The organism is Streptomyces sp. NRRL WC-3626, from assembly GCF_000718785.1.
Taxonomy (GTDB): Bacteria; Actinomycetota; Actinomycetes; order Streptomycetales; family Streptomycetaceae; genus Streptomyces; species Streptomyces edwardsiae.
In genome coordinates, this window is the sequence record NZ_JOCA01000013.1 from 12,761 (window position 1) to 33,210 (window position 20,450).

17 protein-coding genes are annotated in these 20,450 nt (G+C 70.7%); 7 read left to right on the forward strand and 10 right to left on the reverse strand.

What is annotated here, in order from left to right:
- Positions 1-116 precede the first annotated feature (116 nt).
- The 3 genes from IF28_RS0120435 to IF28_RS0120445 all read right to left on the reverse strand — a co-directional run bounded on the left by IF28_RS0120435 (position 117) and on the right by IF28_RS0120445 (position 3,415).
- The gene (locus tag IF28_RS0120435) at positions 117-1,028 is read right to left on the reverse strand and encodes a sugar ABC transporter permease (protein ID WP_030222320.1); all 912 of its coding nucleotides are present in this window, start codon (positions 1,026-1,028) and stop codon (positions 117-119) included.
- Between the two features lie 13 nt (positions 1,029-1,041).
- Positions 1,042-2,046 carry a carbohydrate ABC transporter permease gene (locus IF28_RS0120440; protein WP_030222324.1) on the reverse strand — a complete coding sequence of 335 codons (1,005 nt, stop codon included), beginning with the start codon at positions 2,044-2,046 and terminating at the stop codon, positions 1,042-1,044.
- Between the two features lie 97 nt (positions 2,047-2,143).
- Positions 2,144-3,415 (reverse strand): extracellular solute-binding protein, encoded by a 1,272-nt coding sequence (locus tag IF28_RS0120445; RefSeq protein WP_030222327.1) that lies wholly within the window; start codon positions 3,413-3,415, stop codon positions 2,144-2,146.
- 421 nt (positions 3,416-3,836) lie between these two features.
- On the opposite strand from IF28_RS0120445, the gene IF28_RS0120450 reads away from it, so the two are divergent.
- Both IF28_RS0120450 and IF28_RS0120455 read left to right on the forward strand, forming a co-directional pair.
- Positions 3,837-4,871 (forward strand): LacI family DNA-binding transcriptional regulator, encoded by a 1,035-nt coding sequence (locus IF28_RS0120450; RefSeq protein WP_030222331.1) that lies wholly within the window; start codon positions 3,837-3,839, stop codon positions 4,869-4,871.
- A 75-nt stretch (positions 4,872-4,946) separates the two neighbouring features.
- Positions 4,947-5,840 carry a phosphatase PAP2 family protein gene (locus tag IF28_RS0120455; protein WP_037893650.1) on the forward strand — a complete coding sequence of 298 codons (894 nt, stop codon included), beginning with the start codon at positions 4,947-4,949 and terminating at the stop codon, positions 5,838-5,840.
- A gap of 90 nt (positions 5,841-5,930) precedes the next feature.
- Here IF28_RS0120455 and IF28_RS0120460 read toward each other — a convergent pair whose 3' ends face one another.
- On the reverse strand, positions 5,931-8,930 hold the full coding sequence (locus IF28_RS0120460; RefSeq protein ID WP_030222338.1) for a bifunctional [glutamine synthetase] adenylyltransferase/[glutamine synthetase]-adenylyl-L-tyrosine phosphorylase: 3,000 nt from the start codon (positions 8,928-8,930) through the stop codon (positions 5,931-5,933).
- A gap of 208 nt (positions 8,931-9,138) precedes the next feature.
- Here IF28_RS0120460 and IF28_RS0120465 point away from each other — a divergent pair, with 208 nt between their 5' ends.
- Positions 9,139-9,579 (forward strand): VOC family protein, encoded by a 441-nt coding sequence (locus tag IF28_RS0120465; protein WP_030222342.1) that lies wholly within the window; start codon positions 9,139-9,141, stop codon positions 9,577-9,579.
- 16 nt (positions 9,580-9,595) lie between these two features.
- Here IF28_RS0120465 and IF28_RS0120470 read toward each other — a convergent pair whose 3' ends face one another.
- The 3 genes from IF28_RS0120470 to IF28_RS0120480 form a co-directional block, all read right to left on the reverse strand.
- Entirely contained in the window at positions 9,596-10,033 is a 438-nt protein-coding gene (locus IF28_RS0120470; protein ID WP_030222345.1) for a type II toxin-antitoxin system VapC family toxin, read from the reverse strand.
- Complete coding sequence (locus IF28_RS0120475; RefSeq protein WP_030222348.1) at positions 10,030-10,299, reverse strand: hypothetical protein; 270 nt, start codon at positions 10,297-10,299, stop codon at positions 10,030-10,032. The genes IF28_RS0120470 and IF28_RS0120475 overlap by 4 nt, the downstream gene beginning before the upstream one ends.
- 94 nt (positions 10,300-10,393) lie before the next feature.
- Positions 10,394-11,938 carry a pectate lyase family protein gene (locus IF28_RS0120480; RefSeq protein ID WP_030222351.1) on the reverse strand — a complete coding sequence of 515 codons (1,545 nt, stop codon included), beginning with the start codon at positions 11,936-11,938 and terminating at the stop codon, positions 10,394-10,396.
- Positions 11,939-12,263: 325 nt separating this feature from the next.
- Here IF28_RS0120480 and IF28_RS0120485 point away from each other — a divergent pair, with 325 nt between their 5' ends.
- On the forward strand, positions 12,264-12,821 hold the full coding sequence (locus IF28_RS0120485) for a DinB family protein (protein ID WP_030222354.1): 558 nt from the start codon (positions 12,264-12,266) through the stop codon (positions 12,819-12,821).
- 472 nt (positions 12,822-13,293) lie between these two features.
- On the opposite strand, the gene glnA is transcribed toward IF28_RS0120485, so the two are convergent.
- The gene (gene glnA, locus IF28_RS0120490) at positions 13,294-14,655 is read right to left on the reverse strand and encodes a type I glutamate--ammonia ligase (RefSeq protein WP_030222356.1); all 1,362 of its coding nucleotides are present in this window, start codon (positions 14,653-14,655) and stop codon (positions 13,294-13,296) included.
- A gap of 699 nt (positions 14,656-15,354) precedes the next feature.
- The gene (locus IF28_RS0120495) at positions 15,355-15,798 is read right to left on the reverse strand and encodes an Rrf2 family transcriptional regulator (RefSeq protein WP_030222360.1); all 444 of its coding nucleotides are present in this window, start codon (positions 15,796-15,798) and stop codon (positions 15,355-15,357) included.
- 175 nt (positions 15,799-15,973) lie between these two features.
- Between IF28_RS0120495 and IF28_RS0120500 the strand changes: the two genes are divergently transcribed.
- The 3 genes from IF28_RS0120500 to IF28_RS0120510 are packed head-to-tail and all read left to right on the forward strand — an operon-like array spanning position 15,974 to position 19,069.
- Entirely contained in the window at positions 15,974-16,639 is a 666-nt protein-coding gene (locus IF28_RS0120500) for a DUF3105 domain-containing protein (protein WP_030222362.1), read from the forward strand.
- Positions 16,636-17,259, forward strand: coding sequence for a DUF305 domain-containing protein (locus IF28_RS0120505; RefSeq protein ID WP_030222364.1), 624 nt, complete (start codon positions 16,636-16,638; stop codon positions 17,257-17,259). The genes IF28_RS0120500 and IF28_RS0120505 overlap by 4 nt, the downstream gene beginning before the upstream one ends.
- A gap of 49 nt (positions 17,260-17,308) precedes the next feature.
- A complete protein-coding gene (locus IF28_RS0120510) occupies positions 17,309-19,069 on the forward strand; it encodes an NAD+ synthase (RefSeq protein WP_030222367.1) in 1,761 nt (586 codons plus the stop codon).
- Between the two features lie 286 nt (positions 19,070-19,355).
- Here the strand turns inward: IF28_RS0120510 and IF28_RS0120515 are convergent, their stop codons facing one another.
- Complete coding sequence (locus tag IF28_RS0120515) at positions 19,356-20,402, reverse strand: endonuclease/exonuclease/phosphatase family protein (RefSeq protein ID WP_030222370.1); 1,047 nt, start codon at positions 20,400-20,402, stop codon at positions 19,356-19,358.
- Positions 20,403-20,450 lie beyond the last annotated feature (48 nt).

Below are 20,450 nucleotides of genomic sequence, written 5' to 3' on the forward strand. Positions count from 1 at the left end.
ACCGCGACCGTCTCGAGCTCGGGAAGGGCGACGCCCTCCAGGGGCGCGGGGAACTGCGCGACCAGCCACGACGGCGCGGCAGCCGGACACAGAACAGTGCGCACCCCTGGCGGCTCTTACCCCTTGGTGCCGCCGGCGGTGAGTCCGGCCACCAGGTTCTTCTGCACGAGGTAGAAGAACGCGGACACGGGTATCGCGATCAGGACCGCGGTGGCGGCCATGAGGTTGCGCTGTGCGTCGTGCTCGCTGATGAAGCTCTGCAGACCGACGGCGAGGGTGTACTTCTCGTCGTCGAGCATGAACGTCGTGGCGAAGGCGACCTCGCCGAACGCGGTGATGAAGCTGTAGAACGCGGCGACCGCGAGACCCGGCTTGGACAGGGGCAGGATCAGCCGCGCGAACGTGCCGAAGGGGGTCAGTCCGTCGACCCGTCCGGCCTCGTCGATCTCGAACGGGATGGTGTCGAAGTAGCCCTTCATCAGCCAGGCGCAGTACGGCACCGCCGTCGAGCAGTAGACCAGGACGAGTCCGAGATAGCTGTCGATGAGCCGCAGGTCCGACATGATCTGGTACATCGGCACCATCAGGACGGCGACCGGGAACATCTGGGTGAGCAGCAGGACCCACATGAACTTCTTGTAGCCGGGGAAGCGCATGCGGGAGACCGCGTAGCCGGTGGTGGCGGCGACGAGGACGCCGATGACCGTGGTGCCGAGCGAGACGATCAGCGAGCTCTTCAGCCAGTCGAAGAAGTTCGTGTGCTGCAGGACGAACGCGTAGTTGTCCAGCGTCATCTTGCCCCAGATGCCGCCGGGACGCAGATAGTCGTCCTTGTCGGGGCCGAGGGACAGGAAGACCAGCCAGGCGACCGGGAACAGCGCGATCAGGCCGGCCACGGTGAGGATGCCGTGCGTGGTGAGGCGCCCCAGGGGGCTGCTCTCGCCGCGCCGGCGCACCTTGCGGGGCGGGGTGGTGTCGTCGGCAGGCCGGTCCGCCGGAGCAGTGGTGGTGACGGATGTGGTGCTCATGGGGACTCCTGCCTCAGTTCGCGAGCTGCTGCTCATTGCGGTTCAGCCAGCGGCGGTAGAAGGAGGTGAAGACGACGAGGATGGCCAGCAGCAGCATGCCGTAGGCCGCGGACTCGGCGAATTCGCGCGGCTGCTGTCCGAAGCCGAGCTGGTAGGACCAGGTGACCAGGATCTGGGCGTCCGGCGCGGTGTTGCCGAACAGCAGGAAGATGATCGCGAACTGGTTGAAGGTCCAGATGATGCCGAGCAGGACCACGGTGGAGCTGACCGCGCGCAGTCCGGGCAGGGTGACGTTGCGGAACCGCTGCCAGGCGTTGGCGCCGTCCATCTCGGCGGCCTCGTACAGGCTGGCGTCGATCGACTGCAGCCCGCCGAGCAGGGAGATCATCATGAACGGCACACCGCACCAGGTGTTGACCATGATCGCGGCGAAGCGCTGCCAGAAGGTGTCCTCGAGCCAGGCCGGCGAGGGCAGGCCGAGCGAGTCCAGGGCGGTGTTGATGATGCCGGCGTCGGCGAGCATGAAGCGCCAGCCGAAGACGGTGACGAAGGTGGGCACGGCCCACGGCAGGATCAGGACCAGCCGGTAGAAGGTGCGGCCGCGGATCTTCTGGTTGAGCAGCAGGGCGAGGCCCAGGCCGATGGTGTAGTGCAGGACGACGCAGGCGGCCGTCCACACGATCGTCCAGACGAACTTGGACCAGAAGCGGTCGTAGGCCGTCTCGCCCCACAGGATGTCGGCGTAGTTGTCGATGCCGATGAACCGGTAGGTGGCCTCGATCTCGTTGACGCCGATGGTGCGGGCCGAGTTCAGGCTGTCCGCGTCGGTGAGCGTGAGGTAGAAGCCGTACGCCAGGGGGTACAGCACGATGACGCCGAGCACCAGGACCACCGGCGCGATCATGGCGTAGGCGTACCAGTACTTCTGGTATCCGCGCTTCAGGCGGCCGGCCGGACCGGGGCGGGGCGCGCGGTCACCGCGGCGCTTGCCGGTCGCGCGGTCGATGGTGGCTGTCATGGTTCGGCACCTTCTGGATGATCAACGGGTACGGCACACAGGCCGGCGGCCGCCGGACCCTCCCCTCCTGGAAGCGGGTCCGGCGGCCACACGGGCATTACTTGCTGAAGTCCGGCACCAGCTTGGCGACCGAGGTCTCCGCGTCACCGAGACCCTTGTCCAGGGACTTCTTGCCGCTCGCGATCTGCGGCAGCTCGTCGTCCAGCGGACCCCACAGCGAGCTGTACTCGGGCAGGGCGGGGCGCGGCTGGGCGGCGGCGAGGACCGTCTGGTAGCCGGCGATGCCCGGGTCGGCCTTGACCTGGTCGGTGTAGGCGTCGTCGCGGGTCGGGAGCGTGGAGTTCTTCAGCGCGATGGTCTCCTGCGCCTTGGCCGAGGTCATGAACTTGACGAACTTCAGCGAGGCCTTCTGGTGCGCCTCGTCGGAGCCGGCGTAGACGGAGAGGTTGTGGCCGCCGGTCGGGGCGCCGGCCGTACCGGCGGTGCCGGCCGGGACGGTGGCGATGCCGAGGTTGTTCTTGTCCTTGAACGCGGAGCCCTTGTAGAAGTTGGTGATCTCCCACGGGCCCTGGATGATCGAGGCGACCTTGCCGTTGACGAACGCGTCCTGGATGTGGGCGTAGGCGTCGGCGGTCACGTCGGCCTTGTGCAGGCCCTTGCCGTCGAAGAGGCTCTGCCAGGTGCCGTACGCCTTCTGGGCCTCGGCCGAGTTGACGGTGACCTTCTTGGCGTCGGCGTCGACCATGTCGGTGCCCTCGCCGTACAGGAACGGCTGGGCGTAGTAGCCGGCCGTGGAGCCCCAGTAGCCGTCGACGCCGGTCTTGGCCTTGACGGTGGCGGCGGCCTTCTTCAGGTCGTCCCAGGTCTTGGGCGCCTCGACGCCGGCCTTCTCGAACAGTTCCTTGTTGTATACGAAGGCGAGGGTGTCCGTGGTGAAGGGGACGCCGTAGGTCTTGCCCTCGTACTTGGCCTGCTCGATCAGGTTGGGCTTGATCTTGTCCTGCTCGGCGAGGGCCTCGGTGCCGTCCAGCGGCAGGAGGAAGCTCTTCTTGGCGAAGGCGGGGGTCCAGCCGACCTCGGCGCGCAGCACGTCGGGGGCGCCCTTGGAACCGGCGGCGGTGTCGAACTTGTTCTGCGCCTGGTCGAAGGGGACGTTGACGTACTTGACCTTGATGTCCTTGTTGGCGGCCTCGAACTCCTTGACCAGGGCCTGGTAGGTCGGCGCCTCGTTGGTCGCGTTGGAGGTGTCCCACCAGGTGATGGTGACCGGGCCGTCGGCCTTGTCGCCGCTGTCGCTGTCTCCGCCGCAGGCCGTCGCCGCGAGGGCGAGGGACGCCACCAGCGCGGTGGCCGCTATGCCACGCCGCATGAGGTTCTCCTTGAGGGTTTGAGCCCGTGAGTGCAGTGCGGCCCCGTCTGCCGTCCTGCTGTCTTGCCGAGGGCGCCGTTGCCGCCGCCGGGCGACGTGAACGTAACAGCGCCGGAACCTTTTCGAAAGACCTTGCAGAAAAGTTTTGCAAGCGTCGTCGAGAGTTACGCCGCCGTGACCTGAACTCGACCGTCCCGCGACCAGGGTTTCCGCCCGTACGACAGGGGATCGCACTGTTGTGCAAGACTCTGCAAGCACTTGCCATCCGTTGCCGGCGGGGGGAATCATCCCTTGCGGACGGACGCCGACCACGACGTGAGGGATCGCGATGACCCAGCAGCCCGCAGCGGGCCGTTCGACGGCGCGCACCAGGCGTCCGATCGGTGTGCAAGGGGCGAAGCGGCGGCTACAGTCCAGTCCTGTGACCACACGCCTTGCCGATATCGCTGCTCAGGCGGGGGTGAGCGAGGCAACCGTCAGCCGCGTCCTCAACGGCAAGCCGGGCGTCGCCGCCACCACCCGCCAGTCCGTGCTCGCCGCCCTCGACGTTCTCGGCTACGAGCGACCGGTGCGGCTGCGGCAGCGCAGCGAGGGCCTGGTCGGGCTGATCACCCCGGAGCTGGAGAATCCGATCTTCCCGGCGCTGGCCCAGGTCATCGGGCAGGCGCTGACCCGGCAGGGCTACACCCCGGTGCTCGCCACCCAGACCCCGGGCGGGTCGACGGAGGACGAGCTGACCGAGATGCTCGTGGACCGCGGGGTGGCCGGGATCATCTATGTCTCCGGACTGCACGCGGACACCACCGCCGACATGCAGCGCTACGAGCGACTGCGGGCGCAGGGCGTTCCGTTCGTGCTGGTGGACGGTTTCTCGCCGAAGGTGCAGGCGCCGTTCATCTCCCCCGACGACCGGGCCGCGATGGCGCTCGCCGTCACCCATCTCGCCTCCCTCGGCCACACCCGGATCGGGCTGGCGCTCGGGCCGAAGCGGTTCGTGCCGGTACAGCGCAAGATCGAGGGCTTCGTGCGCACCGTGCAGGAGCAATTGGGGCTGAGCGCCGAGGCGGTCGAGAAGGAGCTGGTGCAGCACTCGCTGTACACGCTGGAGGGCGGGCAGGCCGCCGCGACCGCGCTGATGGACCGCGACTGCACGGCGGTGGTGTGCGCGAGCGACATGATGGCGCTGGGCGCGATACGGGCGGCGCGGCAGCGCGGCCTGGACGTGCCGAAGGACATCTCGGTGGTCGGCTTCGACGACTCCCCGCTGATCGCGTTCACCGATCCGCCGCTGACCACGGTGCGCAAGCCGGTTCCGGCGATGGGCCAGGCCGCGGTGCGCACGCTGCTGGAGGAGATCGGCGGAACGCCCGCCCCGCACAGCGAGTTCGTGTTCATGCCGGAACTGGTGGTGCGCGGCTCGACCGCCTCGGCCCCCGGGGACCGGAATCGTCCGTAGGGGGGAGAAGATGCGGGCCGGGCCCCACCGGGGGATGATCTGGGGGGTGGGTCTTTTCTGGCAGACTCTGTGCCTATGGGTGACACGACCGTGACAACGCTGGAAGGCCGCGAACAGGCCGCAGCGAACCCCGTCGCGGAGCGGACGGGGCCGGGTCGCATGCGCCGTCTGCGCACTCCCCGCCGGCCCCGGCTGTGGTTCGAGATCCTGCTGATCGGGGTGAGTTACTGGACGTACTCCCTCGTACGCAACGCCGTGCCCGAACAGCGGGCGGAGGCGCTGCGCAACGCCGACTGGATCTGGCGTCTCGAGGGGCAACTCGGGCTCGCCTTCGAGGAGTCCGTCAACCATGCCGTGAACGGGGTGACTTGGCTCGTCGTCGGCATGAACTACTACTACGCCACCCTGCACTTCGTGGTGACGCTGAGTGTCCTCGTGTGGCTCTACCGTAGTCATCCCGGCCGCTACGCGGCGTCCCGGCTGGTCCTGTTCAGCACCACGGGCATCGCCCTGGCCGGCTACTACCTGTATCCGCTCGCCCCGCCCCGGCTGATGCGCGGGCAGGACTTCGTCGACACCGTCCTGGTCCACCAGACGTGGGGGTCGATGGCGTCCGGCGATCTGAAGCACATGTCGAACCAGTACGCGGCGATGCCGTCGATGCACATCGGCTGGTCGATGTGGTGCGGACTGACCATTTTCGCGCTGGCCTCGGTCCCCTGGGCCCGGGTCCTGGGACTGCTCTACCCGGCGGCGACCCTGGTGGTCATCGTGGCCACGGCCAACCACTTCTGGCTGGACGCGGTGGGCGGCCTGATCTGCCTGTCGGTCGGCTACGGCATCGCCCTCCTCTGGTACGGCCACTGGCCGCACACTCTGCCGAAACACATCCCGAAACCCGGCGAGATCAGCCCTTCCGGCGCACCATCCAGCCCTTCCGGTGCACCATCCAGCCCCTCCGGCGTTTGAGGAGCGGGGGTCCGGGGGCAGCGCCCCCGGGGACGGGACGGGAAGGGGCGGCGGGGGCGAAAACCCCGCACAGTGACCCGGAACCACACCTCACGCCCCGCCGTAGAACAACTCCTCCACCACACCCCGAGCCCGCCGCGCCGTACGCCGATACGCGTCGAGCATGTCCCCCGCATGCCCGGGCCCGTACCCCAGATACCGCCCCACGGCCCCGAGCTCCCGAGGCGCCGTCGGAAACGTGTCCCCCGCCCGCCCCCTGACCAGCATCACCGCGTTACGCACCCGAGTCGCAAGCACCCACGCCTCGTCCAGAATCGCGGCATCGTCCGAGGAGATCAGCCCCGCCGCACAGGCCGCCGACAACGCCTCACGCGTCCGCGTGGTCCGCAGCCCCGGCTCCCGGGCGGCATGCCGCAGCTGCGTCAGCTGCACGGTCCACTCCACATCGGACAGCCCGCCCGGCCCCAGCTTGGCGTGCAGTTTGGGATCGGCCCCCCGCGGCAGCCGCTCGGACTCCATACGCGCCTTCAGCCGCCGGATCTCCCGCGCGGCCTCGTCGTCGAGGCCGTTCGCCGGATAGCGCAGCGGGTCGACCAGCTCGGTGAAGCGGCGCCCCAGCTCCTCGTCCCCGGCGACATGCTCGGCGCGCAGCAGCGCGTGCCGCTCCCACACCAGGGACCAGCGCCGGTAGTACGCCTCGTACGACTTGAGGGTGCGGACCAGCGGGCCGGACTTGCCCTCCGGGCGCAGGTCGGCGTCGATCAGCAGGGGCGGGTCGGCGCTGGGGATCTGGAGCAGGCGGCGCATCTCCGAGACCACCTTGTTCGCCGCCTCGGCGGCCTCCCGTTCGTCCACGCCGTCGCGCGGTTCGTGGACGAAGAGGACGTCCGCGTCGGAGCCGTAGCCCAGCTCGTGCCCGCCGAAGCGGCCCATGCCGATGACGGCGAACCGGGTGGGCAGCGTGTCCCCCCAGCCCTCCCGCACCACCGCGCGCAGTGTGCCGGCGAGGGTGGCGGCGGTCAGGTCGGAGACCGCGCCGCCGACCAGGTCCACCAGGGCGCCCTGGTCGGCCTCGGCGGGCTGGGACTCGGTGCCGTAGGAGCCGACGATGTCGGCCGCCGACGTACGGAACAGTTCGCGGCGGCGCACACCGCGGGCGGCGGTGACGCCCTGGACCGCGTTGTCGGCGCGGCGGACGGCGGCGAGCATCTCCTGCTCCAGGGCGGCGCGGCTGCGCGGCCGGAGTCCGCCGTCGCCGTCGCCGAGCAGCGCCACCGCCTCGGGGGCGCGCATCAGCAGGTCGGGGGCGAGCCGGCCGGCGGAGAGCACCCGGGCCAGGTTCTCGGCGGCGGCGCCCTCGTCGCGCAGCAGCCGCAGATACCAGGGGGTCTTGCCGAGCGCGTCGGACACCTTGCGGAAGTTGAGCAGGCCCGCGTCCGGGTCGGCGGAGTCCGCGAACCAGCCGAGCAGCACGGGCAGCAGGGTGCGCTGGATGGCGGCCTTGCGGGTGACTCCGGACGCCAGCGCCTCCAGATGGCGCAGGGCGGCGGCCGGGTCTGCGTAGCCGAGGGCGACCATGCGTTCGCGGGCGGCCTCGGCGCTGAGCCGGGCCTCGCCGGTGGCGAGCGCGGCCACGGCGTCGAGGAGCGGCCGGTAGAACAGCTTCTCGTGCAGCCGCCGTACGACGGAGGCGTGCCGTTTCCACTCGCGGGTCAGGGTGGCGACCGGGTCGGTGCGCAGTTCGAGGGAGCGGGCGAGGCGGCGCAGGTCGGTCTCGTCCTCGGGGACGAGGTGGGTGCGGCGCAGCCGGTAGAGCTGGATGCGGTGCTCCATGGAGCGCAGGAAGCGGTAGGCGTCGTCGAGCTGGGCGGCGTCCACCCGGCCGACGTAGCCGCCGGCGGCGAGCGCCTTCAGCGCGTCGAGGGTGGTGCCGCTGCGCAGGGAGGCGTCGGCGCGGCCGTGCACCAGCTGGAGCAGTTGCACCGCGAACTCGACGTCCCGCAGGCCGCCGGGGCCGAGCTTCAGCTGGCGGTCGATCTCGGTGGCGGGGATGGTCTCCACCACCCGGCGGCGCATCTTCTGCACGTCGGCGACGAAGTTCTCCCGCTCGGCGGCCCCCCATACGAGCGGCTGGAGCGCGGCGACGTACTCCGCGCCGAGCGTGAGGTCGCCGGCGACCGGGCGGGCCTTGAGCAGCGCCTGGAACTCCCAGGTCTTGGCCCAGCGCTGGTAGTAGGCGAGGTGGGAGGCGAGGGTGCGCACCAGGGGCCCGTTGCGGCCCTCGGGGCGCAGGTTGGCGTCGACGGGCCAGATGGAACCCTCGACGGTGGTCTCGGAGCAGATCCGCATCAGGTGCGAGGCGAGCCGGGTCGCGGCGCGCAGTGCCTTGTCCTCGTCGGCGCCGTTCACGGCCTCGCCGACGAAGATGACGTCGACGTCGGAGACGTAGTTCAGTTCGTGGCCGCCGCACTTGCCCATCGCGATCACCGCGAGCCGGCACAGGGCGGCGTCCTCGGGGGCGGCGGTCGCGGCGAGGGCGAGGGCGGCGCGCAGGGTGGCGGTGGCGAGGTCGGCGAGTTCGGCGGCGGTCTGGGCGATCTCGATGGTGCCGCAGACGTCGCGGGCGGCGATGGACAGCAGACAGCGGCGGTAGGCGACGCGCAGCGAGACCGGGTCGTCGGCCTCGGCGAGGCCCCGCTCGAACTCCTCGACGCCCGGGTGCAGGTCGCGCGGCTCGTAGGTGACGAGGGCCTGCCAGTCGGTCGGGTGCCGGGCGAGGTGGTCGGCGAGCGCGGCGGACGCGCCGAGCACCCCGAGCAGCCGGTCCCGCAGCGGCTTGGCCGCTATCAGCGTGTCCAGCAGTTCCTGGCGGGCGGTGTGCCCGTCCTGCGCCTCCAGCAGCCGTACGAGGCCGAGCAGCGCGAGATCGGGGTCGGCGGCCCTGCCGAGGGCGTCCAGCAGGACGGGGTCGTCGCGCACGGCCGCCAGTTCGGGGCTGTCGAGCAGCCGCTCGGCGGCGGAGGGATCGGTGAAGCCGTGCCGCAGCAGCCGCGTGAAGATACTGCTCCTGCGCCCCGGCGCCGACGTCATCCCCGGCCTCCTCGTACCTCGTGCCTCGGACTCTGGGTCGTACGGCTCGAGCCTATCCGCAGTGGGTGCGTACGGCGCTGGGGTGGCCCGGGGCGGGTGCCGGGGGCACGGTGGCGTGTTTTCGGTGGCGGCGGGGGCTGTTTTCGGCTTCGGTGAGGGGGAGCCGTGCGCGCGACGCGTACGGCTGCCGACCAAGGAGCCGCTTTCCGTGGACATGACCCTCGAAGTGATCCCGCTGCCCGTGAGCGACATCGACCGGGCCAGGGACTTCTACCGTGACAAGGTCGGCTTCCACGTCGACATCGACCAGGAGGTCATGCCGGGTCTGCGCATCGTGCAGCTGACGCCGCCCGGCTCGGGCTGTTCGATCGCCCTGGGCGACGGCATCTGGAAGCTGAGCCCGGCGAACACTCCCGCTCCCGGCTCCTACCAGGGGCTGCAGCTCTGTGTCGCCGACATCGAGGCGGCCCACGCGGAGCTGACCGCGCGGGGCCTGGAGGTCTCCGAACCGGTGCGCTACGCCGAGTCCGACGGCGCCACCTTCATGTACTTCACCGACCCGGACGGCAACGGCTGGGCGGTCCAGGAGTACCGGCGCCGCGCGAAGGAGCCGCTGCACAAGGTGCTGGGGGACGCGGCGGGGGCGTAGCCCCCGGCGTCGCCGGTCAGAGATCGTCGGGAAGGATCCGGAAGCAGGAGAACTTGCCGCCCGTCGGCCGCAGCGCCCGGAAGTCTCGTAGGTCCTTGGTGAGGATGGCGTCGGTGCCGTACTCGGCGGCGAGAGCGACGTTGACCGCGTCCACCAGATCCAGGTCCAGTGACGCGTAGCGTGCCCGGACGGCCAGCGCGGCGTCCATGATCTCCGGCGTCGGCGGGGCCAGGATCAGCCGCATCTGCCGTACGCGTTCGGTGAGGGAACGGACGAGTGCGTCAGCCGTCCCGCGCCCGGCACGGCTGGTCGCCACCTGGTGCACCTCGGTCAGGGCGAGCGGGCTGGCGACGAGAAAGCCGCACTGGTCCGCAGCCTTCCTGGCCGCGTGATGATCGGGGTCGGACCGGTTGAAGAGGGTGAGAATGCCGGAGGTGTCGGCAATGGCGATCACGCGGCGTCGCCCCGGTTCCGGCGCTCCCGCTCCGCGTGCCCCCGCGTCACCGCCGTCCGGATCTCTTCCTTGTCCACGGGACCGCCGAGGTCGAACGTCTCCTCGTCGGAGACGAACGGCTCGTCCCACACACGATGTGCCAAGGCGATGCGGTGGATGCCCTCGCGGATTATCTCCGCCTCCGGGACCCCCAGACGGGCAGCCGCCTCCTTGATCAGGAGCAGATCACTGTCTTCCGCGTAGACGTTGGTGCGCTTCAGAGCCATACCGCCATGGTACAGGACGTGTACCACGGCTATGGTGCGCCTCCGTCGGCCGCGCAGGCCGGGGGCCGTCGTCAGAACGGCCCCCGGCTCGCGGTCAGCTCGCGTACGTCTCGAACTCGGCGATCCTCGGGGTGCCCGAGGCGCCGGTGATCTCAAAGGTGATCTTCTTCAGGGAGGTCGCCGAGAAGCCGATGGCGCCCGACCCGCTGCCGGAGGCCAGGACGGCGCCCGTGTCGTGGTTCAGGACACGGTACGAGCCGATGGTCCCGGAGCCCGAGGCGAGCCGGATGTTGATCTTGGAGACCGTGGTGGCGGAGCCCCACTTCACCGAGACGGACCCGGTCGAGCCGGAGGGCGACCAGTAGGTGCTCGTGCTGCCGTCGACGACGTTGCCGTAGCTCGTCCCGGAGGCCTTGGAGGAGCCGTCCGCGCCCGCGCCGATGCTGAGGTTGGTGCCGGTGGGCGGGTCGGTGGGGTCGGGGTCGGTCGGGTCCGGGTCCGTGGGGTCGGGGTCGGTCGGGTCCGGGTTCTGCGGGGTGCAGCTGCCGTCCGAGACCTTCAGGCCCTTGTTGGCGCCCGCCGTCTGGCTCACCACGCTCGGCACGCAGTTGGCCGCGTCGAGGCTGTAGGAGTAGGGGATGCTCACCGAGGTGTTCGACGTCGGGTTCGGGCCGGCGGGCTGGTTGTCGCCCGACCGCGAGGACCAGGTGATGTTGTCGAAGATGTTGCCGCTGACCTGCCAGTAGCCGGCCTGGTCGGTGTAGAAGGTGCCCAGGACGTCCTTCGAGTCCTCGAAGTAGTTGTTGTCCACCTTCGCGCGGGCACCGGCCCGGGAGTTGATCCCGGACTCGTTCAGGTTCTTGTAGTGGTTGTTGTAGATGTGCGCGATGCCGCCGCGCAGCAGGGGCGTACGGGAGTCGAGGTTCTCGTACAGGTTGTGGTGGAAGGTGACGTAGCCGTTGGACGTGTCGCTCTCGCTGGAGCCGATGAGTCCGCCGCGGCCGGAGTTGCGCAGGGTGCTGTAGGACAGCGTGACGTACTGGGTGTTGTCCTTCATGTCGAACAGACCGTCGTAGCCCTCGGACTCGCCGCCGGACGCCTCCAGGGTGGTGTGGTCGACCCACACGTTGCGGACATCGCTTTCCATGCCGATGGCGTCTCCGCCGTTCGACGTGGGCGAGCCCGACTTCTTGACGTTCTTCACCGTCACGTTCTGGATGATGATGTTGCTGGACTCGCGGATGTGGATGCCCAGCTGGTCGAAGACGGCGCCGTTGCCGACACCGATGATCGAGACGTTGCTGATCTGCTTGAGCTCGATCTTGTCGGCCGCGGTGCTGCAGCTGCCGCCCGAGACCTTGGTGGTGTTGCCGTGGTTGATCGTGCCCTCGACCTGGATGGTGATCGGGGTGGAGCTGCTGGCCCGGTTGCAGAGGGCCTGGTGGATCGCGGTGCCGGTGGTGGCGCGGACCGTCTGGCCGCCCGCGCCGCCGGTGGTTCCGCCGTTCTGCGTCGCGTAGCCGGTGACACCGCCGGTGGCGGCGGAGGCCGTGGTCGTGGACATGGCCAGGCCGGTCGCTGCCGCGAGGGCTCCCGTGGCCAGTACGGCGGAGAGCCGCACGGCGACTGATCGTTTCATTCTCGTCTCGCCTTTCGTCCTCTGAGTCGGGGGCTGGTGCCGGTGCCGTTCAGGTTCGTGTCATGGGCATGACAGGGGCATCGATGAGGGTGGGCGGGGTGGGCCGGACCCATCGACGAGAAAGCGCTTTCTACTGGTCTGCCGTGACAGTAGGGCCACGCCCGGGGACTTGCAAGAGTCCGCGCAGTTACGGAAGGGGGACTTCCACTTGCCGTGGTGCCGCGATCCGCTCCCCGTCTCCGCCGGATCTAGGACAGGACCTGACCTCGATCACTTCTAACGTGGTTCTTGTCCGACGGAGCAGAACAACGGAAGGCGTATCACCATGACCGTGAACGAGCTGACCACCGACGACACGAGCGCAACCCCGGCCGTCACCGGCGAGCGCGCCGATCTGCTGGAGACACTGGCCAAGCACCGGCACTTCCTGCGCTTCACCACCCGCGATCTCACCGACGAACAGGCCGGGCTGCGGACCACGAGCAGCGAGCTCTGTCTGGGCGGCCTGGTCAAGCACGTCACGTCGGTCGAGCGGAACTGGGTGGACTTCATCCTGAACGGCCCCTCGTCGATGGGGGACTTCACCGCCATGACCGAGGCCGACTGGGCCCGGCGGGCCGACGAGTTCCGGATGCTGCCCGGCGAGACGCTGGCCGGTGTGCTGGCCGAGTACGCCGACGTGGCCCGCCGGACCGAGGACCTGGTCGCCGCTCTTCCCGACCTGGACGCGAAGTGGCCGCTGCCGAAGGCCCCGTGGTTCGAGGCGGACGCACAGTGGTCGGTCCGCAGGGTGCTGCTGCATGTCATCGCCGAGACGGCTCAGCACGCCGGCCACGCGGACATCATCCGGGAGTCCCTGGACGGCGCGAAGAGCATGGGCTGACGCCCGTTGGTCCGCCGGGGCGGGTGGACGTCCAGGGGAGTCGTGGGCCCGCGGCAATCCGCCCCGTGCGAGGCCGCGGCCGTCCGCCCCGTCCCGCCGTGGCGGGCCCATGGCCGCTCGTACCGCGCGGGATCTTGAACCCACGGCCGCTCGGCGCATGCAAGGGGCGGGCCCATGGCCGTCCGCCCCGCGCGGGGCCCCGGGCCCACGACCGTTCGCCCCGTGAAGGTGGCGGGCCCACGAGCGTTCGCCCAGCCCACGGCCGCTCGTCCCGAGCGAGGTGGCGAGCCCACGAGCCGTCCGCCCTGTGCGAGGTCGCAAAACCGCGGCGATCCACCCTGTGCGAGGTGGCGAGCCCAGCGGCCGCTCGCGTCCGCGCAAGGCCGCGGGCCCACCGGGCGCTCGCCCCGCGGTGGCGGCCCGCGGCCGTCGCCCCCGGGCACACGGCCCGTGGGCCCGCTCGCGTCCGCGCCTACAGCACCGGCAGGTTCTTGCGCAGCTCGAACGCCGTGACCTCGGAGCGGTACTCCTCCCACTCCTGCTTCTTGTTGCGCAGGAAGAAGTCGAAGACGTGCTCGCCGAGCGTCTCGGCGACGAGGTCGCTGCGCTCCATCAGGGTCAGGGCCTCGCCCAGGTTCTGCGGCAGGGGCTCGATGCCGAGCGCGCGGCGTTCCGCGTCGGAGAGGGCCCAGACGTCGTCCTCGGCGCCCGGCGGAAGCTCGTAGCCCTCCTCGATGCCCTTCAGGCCGGCGGCCAGCAGGACGGCGTAGGTGAGGTACGGGTTGGCGCCGGAGTCGATGGAGCGGACCTCCACGCGCGCGGAGCCGGTCTTGCCGGGCTTGTACATGGGCACGCGGACCAGGGCCGAGCGGTTGTTGTGGCCCCAGCAGATGTAGGACGGTGCCTCGCCGCCGGCGCCGGCCGTGCGCTCCGTACCGCCCCAGATGCGCTTGTACGAGTTGACCCACTGGTTGGTGACCGCGGAGATCTCCGCCGCGTGCCGCAGCAGGCCCGCGATGAAGGAGCGGCCGACCTTGGAGAGCTGGTACTCGGCGCCCGATTCGTAGAACGCGTTCCGGTCGCCCTCGAAGAGGGAGAGATGGGTGTGCATGCCGGAGCCGGGGTGCTCTGAGAAGGGCTTGGGCATGAAGGTCGCCTGGACCCCCTGTTCGAGGGCCACCTGCTTCATGACCAGGCGGAACGTCATGATGTTGTCCGCCGTGGAGAGCGCGTCCGCGTAGCGGAGGTCGATCTCCTGCTGGCCGGGGGCACCCTCGTGGTGGGAGAACTCCACCGAGATGCCCATCGACTCCAGCATGGTGATCGCCTGGCGGCGGAAGTCCATGCCGACGTTCTGCGGGGTGTGGTCGAAGTAGCCGGAGTTGTCGGCCGGGGTCGGGCGGCTGCCGTCCAGTGGCTTGTTCTTCAGCAGGAAGAACTCGATCTCCGGGTGGGTGTAGAAGGTGAAGCCCAGGTCGGAGGTGCGGGCCAGGGCACGCTTGAGGACGTAGCGCGGGTCCGCGAAGGACGGGGAGCCGTCCGGCATCAGGATGTCGCAGAACATCCGGGCCGTGCCGGGGGCCTCGGCGCGCCAGGGGAGGATCTGGAACGTCGACGGGTCCGGCTTGGCGATCATGTCGGACTCGTACACCCGGGCGAAGCCCTCGATGGCGGAGCCGTCGAAGCCGATCCCCTCGTCGAACGCCTGCTCCAGCTCGGCGGGGGCGACGGCCACGGACTTCAGGAAGCCCAGCACGTCGGTGAACCACAGGCGCACGAACCGGATGTCGCGCTCCTCCAAGGTCCGGAGCACGAACTCCTGCTGCTTGTCCATCTTCCGATTCCCCATCCTTGCCGGTCGGGCCGCCTGTCCGCGCCCCCGCCATGGATGGCGGGCGGGCTGCCGAGCGGGCACACGGGCATCCCACCACACCAGCGTTTCATACGCGTTGCCGACCTTGATCGGCCGACTGGCCGTGACCTGAACGCCGCGCACACGCCAGGTGTACCGCTCGCCTCCCATCTTGCCCGCTCACACGGCAGCGCGTAACGGGGGCGCCTGCGCGTAGGGGTGGCGCCTGCGCGAAACGGGTGGCGCCTGCGCCGATACGGGGTCCCTTACGGGCAATTCCGGGCCACTCGCGGACGGCCCCGCCCCCCTACGGGCCGCAGAGGTCACCCGCAGAGGGGGTCCCTCTCCGCCTGCCGGCGACTCCGGGCGCCGCATGCGGGCGACCCCGGACCTCTCCGCGCGGACCCGCCCCTACGGCCGCACCCGCCCCCTACAGGCAGCCCCCTCCGCCCATGAGAAATCCAGCCTCCGCCGGCGGGCGACTCCGGGGCCACTCACGGGCGGCCGCCCTTACGGGCCGCACCGGCCTCTGCCGGTAACCCCCGGCCCGCTCGCGCGCGGACCCGACGCCTGGCCGGAGCCGGGGGGCCGGGCCGGCCCCGGACTGCTCGCGCGCGGACCCGGCCCCCACGGACAGCCCCTTCCGCCCGCGGCGCCCTCGGGGCAGGGGCGAGTCGGGGGTCATTGTTTCGGGGTGAGGCCCAGGAGGAGGGGGCCCGTGGGGGAGGTGACGATGTCCTCGACCGTGAGGGGGTCCAGGGAGGCGAAGAAGGCCTCCTGGGCCGTGCGCAGGGCGCCGCGCAGCCGGCAGGCCGAGCGCAGCGGGCAGGGGGACACGGCGGTGCCGCCGTCGCAGTCGACGACGTCCCCCTCGCCCTCGAAGGCGCGGATCACCGCGCCGACGGAGGCGGTACGGCCGTCCTCGGTGACGCCCAGACCGCCGCCCCGGCCGCGGCGGGCCGTGAGCAGGCCCATGTGCTGGAGTTCGGCGACGACCTTCGCGGCGTGCGTGTACGGCACGTCCATCACCTCCGCGACCTCACGTGTGGTGGGGGTGGAGTCGCCCGCCACGGCGAGGCGCATGAGGACGCGAAGGGCCAGGTCGGTGGAGCGGAGGAGCCGCATATCAGGCAGCGTAGGTAATACGCATCCGGGGTTCAACTTTCCTGCGTGCGGTTTTTCCGTGTGCGTTTCGCGTACGCGTTTCCGCACGCGCCCTTCGGGGTTCTGGGGCTGAGCCCCCGACTCCTATTACGATCAGCTCACCCGTTCGTCAGACTCCCCTCGAAGGGCACTTTCCATGGGCTCCGCCAAGAAGAGCAGTGCGGCACGTTCGGCGCGTATAGAGGAGATGCGGCGCGCCGAGCAGGCCCGTGAGCGCCGTACCCGGATCCTCGTCATCGCCGCCAGTGTGGTGGTCGTCGCCGGGCTCGTCGCCGGCACCGTGGTGCTCGTCCAGTCGCAGTCCGACGACGGCGGCGGCAGCACGGCGTCGGACGGGAAGAACGCGGGCGAGTTCGTCACCGGCAAGGACGGTGTACGCGCCTGGAAGGGCGAACTGGGCCGCAACCACGTGACCAAGGCCGTGGACTACCCCGTCACGCCCCCGGTCGGCGGTGACCACAACCCCGTATGGATGAACTGCAACGGGGACGTCTACACCGACGAGCTCAACAACGCCAACGCCGTGCACTCGCTGGAGCACGGCGCGGTGTGGGTGACGTACAACGCCTCCGCCGGCGAGGCGGACGTCGAGGCGCTCGCGGCGAAGGTGAAGAAGACGCCGTACACGCTGATGAGCCCCGTGGACGGGCAGAAGGACCCGATCATGCTGTCCGCGTGGGGGCACCAGCGCACGGTGACCGGGGCGGACGACCCGGACGTGGACGCGTTCCTCGCGAAGTTCGTCCAGGGGGAGCAGACGCCGGAGCCGGGGGCCGCCTGCACCAACGGACTCTCCAAGTGAGGCAGATCGGGCTGGTCGCGGGCGCCGTGGTCACGGCGCTGATCGCGACCGGCGCGATCACCTACGCCGTGGCCGGCGACGAGGGGTCCTCGGACGCCGTCCCGGCCGCGGACTCCGCCGACGCCGGGTTCGCCCGCGACATGGCCGTGCACCATCAGCAGGCCGTCGAGATGTCGTACATCGTGCGCGACCGCACGGACGACGAGGAGGTCCGCCGGCTCGCCTACGACATCGCCCAGACGCAGGCCAACCAGCGGGGCATGCTGCTGGGCTGGCTCGACATGTGGGAGCTGCCCAAGGTGTCCGCCGATCCGCCGATGACCTGGATGGGCATGGGCGACACGGCCTCCGGCGAGGACGGGGCGCTGATGCCCGGCATGGCGACCAACAGCGAGATGGAACGGCTGGGGAAGCTGAGCGGGAAACCGGCCGAGGTCTTCTATCTGCAGCTGATGACGGACCACCACAAGGGCGGCGTGCACATGGCTCAGGCGTGTGTCCGTTCCTGCGAGGTCGGGGTCGAGAAGCGGCTGTCCCGGGGCATGGTGGCGGGCCAGGAGTCGGAGATCGCGCTGATGGCGGGGATGCTGAAGGAGCGAGGGGCGGCGGCGAGGCCGTAGGGGACGGGGCTCCAGGACATCGTGTCGCTCTGACGATTACACTGGGCCCGTGCCTCAACTACGTCTCGCCCTGAATCAGATCGACTCGCGCGTCGGCGACCTCGCCGGCAACGCCGAAACGATTGTCCGCTGGACCCGGCACTCCGCCGAACAGGGGGCGCACCTCGTGGCGTTCCCCGAGATGGCGCTGACCGGGTACCCCGTCGAGGACCTCGCCCTGCGGTCGTCCTTCGTGGAGGCCTCGCGGGCCGGGCTGCGCGCCCTCGCCGTGCGCCTCGCCGAGGAGGGCTTCGGGGAGCTGCCGGTGGTCGTCGGCTACCTCGACCGCAGCGCCGCCGCCCAGCCGAAGTACGGCCAGCCCGCGGGCGCACCGCGGAACGCGGGCGCCGTGCTGTACGGGGGTGAGGTGGCGCTGACCTTCGCCAAGCACCATCTGCCGAACTACGGCGTCTTCGACGAGTACCGCTACTTCGTGCCCGGCGACACGATGCCGGTCGTACGGGTGCGGGGTGTCGATGTCGCCCTCGCCATCTGCGAGGACCTGTGGCAGGACGGCGGGCGGGTGCCCGCGGCGCGCTCGGCGGGCGCCGGGCTGCTCCTGTCGGTCAACGCCTCACCGTACGAGCGGGACAAGGACGACACCCGGCTCGAGCTGGTGCGCAAGCGCGCGCAGGAGGCCGGGTGCACGACCGCGTACCTCGCCATGATGGGCGGGCAGGACGAACTCGTCTTCGACGGGGACTCGATCGTCGTGGACCGTGACGGCGGTGTCGTGGCGCGCGCGCCGCAGTTCGCCGAGGCGTGCGTCGTGGTCGACCTGGACCTGCCGGCGGCGCGGACGGACGCGCCGACGGGGGTCGTGGACGACGGGCTGCGGATCGACCGGGTCGTGCTGTCGGAGGACACCGTGCCGGCGTACGAGGCGTCGTCGCCCGGCGGGTACGCCTCGCGGCTCGACGACGACGAGGAGGTGTACTCCGCGCTGGTCGTGGGACTGCGGGCGTACGCGGAGAAGAACGGGTTCCGGTCGGTGCTGATCGGGCTGTCCGGGGGGATCGACTCGGCGCTGGTCGCCGCGATCGCGTGCGACGCGGTGGGCGCGGAGAACGTGTACGGCGTGTCGATGCCGTCGAAGTACTCCTCCGACCACTCCAAGGGTGACGCGGCGGAGCTGGCGCGGCGGACCGGGCTGAACTACCGGACGGTTCCCATCGAGCCGATGTTCGACGCGTACATGGGGTCGCTGGGGCTGACGGGGCTGGCCGAGGAGAACCTGCAGTCGCGGCTGCGGGGGACGATGCTGATGGCGATCTCCAACCAGGAGGGGCACATCGTGCTGGCGCCGGGCAACAAGTCGGAGCTGGCGGTGGGGTACTCGACGCTGTACGGGGACTCCGTGGGCGCCTACGGGCCGATCAAGGACGTGTACAAGACGTCGGTGTTCCGGCTGGCCGAGTGGCGCAACCGGGCTGCGGTCGAGCGGGGGCAGACGCCGCCGATCCCGGAGAACTCGATCACCAAGCCGCCGAGCGCGGAGCTGCGGCCGGGGCAGGTGGACACGGACTCGCTGCCGGACTATCCGGTCCTGGACGCGATCCTGGCCCTGTACGTGGACCGGGACCGGGGCGCGGACGAGATCGTCGCGGCGGGCTTCGACGCGGCGCTGGTCACCAAGACCCTGCGCATGGTCGACCGGGCGGAATACAAGCGCCGCCAGTACCCGCCGGGCACGAAGATCTCCCCCAAGGGCTTCGGCAAGGACCGCCGCCTCCCGATCACGAACGGCTGGCAGGAGGGCACCCAGCCCTGACCCACCCCCGAGGGGGCCGGGGACGTTTCCGCCCCGGCCCCCTCGCGCCCCCGCATTGTCGTTGCCTCGCGGTCCCGCGTCCCCTCGTTCCCGCGTCCCCGCACGTTCCCGCGTTGCCTCGCGCCCCCGCGTTCCCGCGCCCCCGCACGTTCCCGCGTTGCTTGCGCCCCCGCGTTGCCGCGGGCAATCGTGCCGCAGGGCGGCACGGGTGGGCGCGACGGCACCCCGCCGGCGCCGGGCCGCGCGACATCCCCCCGCTCAGCCGCCACCCCGGGCAGCCGAACCCTCAGTCCTCCGCAACCCTCACCCGCGCCGCGATCGGCAAGTGGTCACTGGCCGTCGCCGGCAACGTCCAGGAGCTCTCCGGCTCCGCCCCCTTCACCATGATCTGGTCGATCCGCGCCATCGGGAACGACGCCGGCCAGCTGAACCCGAACCCGCTCCCCACAGCCCCCTGCGTCGACCGCATCTGCGACGTCACCGCCCGCAGCGCCCGGTCGTTCATCGTCCCGTTCAGATCCCCCAGCAGCACCACGTTCGCCAGCCGCTCCCCCGCGATCGCCTCCCCCAGCGCGTCCGCGCTCTTGTCCCGCTGCCGAGCCGTGAACCCCGCCTCCAGCTTCACCCGCACCGACGGCAGATGAGCGACGTACACCGCGACCCGCCCGGTCGGCGCCGCCACCGTCGCCCGCATCGCCCGCTTCCAGCCGAGCCGGATGTCGACCGCCCTGACCTCGCTCAGCGGATACTTGCTCCACAGCCCGACCGTGCCGACCACCGCGTGGTGCCTGTACGTGGCCGACAGCGCCCGCTCGTACGTGGGCACCTCCGACGCCTTCAGCTCCTCGAGGGCCAGCACGTCCGCCCCGGAGGCCGCCACATCACGCGCGGTCGCCGACGGGTCGGGGTTGTCCGCGTTGACGTTGTGCGTCGCCACCGTGAGATCCCCGCCCGTGGCGGCGGTCTTGTCGGTGAGCAGGCCACCGAAGAGGTTCAGCCAGACGGCCACCGGCAGCACCGCCGCGATCAGCGCCGTGGCGGACTTGCGGATCAGTCCGAGGACGATCAGGAAGGGAATCAGCACACCCACCCACGGCAGGAACGTGTCCACCAGACTGCCCAGGTTGCCGATCGCGTTCGGGATGTGCCCGTGGGCCAGCATCACCAGTGCCGTCAGGACCGAGCAGAGGGCCAGGACGATGCCGCGCCGCCAGACGCCGCGGCCGCCCCACCCCCTGGTGACCCGGTCGCGCAGGCGCCGGAGGCGGGTCGACCGGGGCTCGCTCCCCGAACCGCCGTCGTCCGTCTCCGTGATGTACGCCTGCTGCGCCATACCGTCTCGCCTCACAACCCGCCGTGCACACCGTCACCCCGTGTCCGT

Coding starts and splice junctions, on each gene's coding strand:
- IF28_RS0120435 (WP_030222320.1), bottom strand. CDS start 1,028: ATGAGCACCACATCCGTCACCACCACTGCTCCGGCGGACCGGCCTGCC.
- IF28_RS0120440 (WP_030222324.1), bottom strand. CDS start 2,046: ATGACAGCCACCATCGACCGCGCGACCGGCAAGCGCCGCGGTGACCGC.
- IF28_RS0120445 (WP_030222327.1), bottom strand. CDS start 3,415: ATGCGGCGTGGCATAGCGGCCACCGCGCTGGTGGCGTCCCTCGCCCTC.
- IF28_RS0120455 (WP_037893650.1), top strand. CDS start 4,947: ATGGGTGACACGACCGTGACAACGCTGGAAGGCCGCGAACAGGCCGCA.
- IF28_RS0120460 (WP_030222338.1), bottom strand. CDS start 8,930: ATGACGTCGGCGCCGGGGCGCAGGAGCAGTATCTTCACGCGGCTGCTG.
- IF28_RS0120475 (WP_030222348.1), bottom strand. CDS start 10,299: ATGGCTCTGAAGCGCACCAACGTCTACGCGGAAGACAGTGATCTGCTC.
- IF28_RS0120480 (WP_030222351.1), bottom strand. CDS start 11,938: ATGAAACGATCAGTCGCCGTGCGGCTCTCCGCCGTACTGGCCACGGGA.
- IF28_RS0120485 (WP_030222354.1), top strand. CDS start 12,264: ATGACCGTGAACGAGCTGACCACCGACGACACGAGCGCAACCCCGGCC.
- glnA (WP_030222356.1), bottom strand. CDS start 14,655: ATGGACAAGCAGCAGGAGTTCGTGCTCCGGACCTTGGAGGAGCGCGAC.
- IF28_RS0120495 (WP_030222360.1), bottom strand. CDS start 15,798: ATGCGGCTCCTCCGCTCCACCGACCTGGCCCTTCGCGTCCTCATGCGC.
- IF28_RS0120500 (WP_030222362.1), top strand. CDS start 15,974: ATGGGCTCCGCCAAGAAGAGCAGTGCGGCACGTTCGGCGCGTATAGAG.
- IF28_RS0120515 (WP_030222370.1), bottom strand. CDS start 20,402: ATGGCGCAGCAGGCGTACATCACGGAGACGGACGACGGCGGTTCGGGG.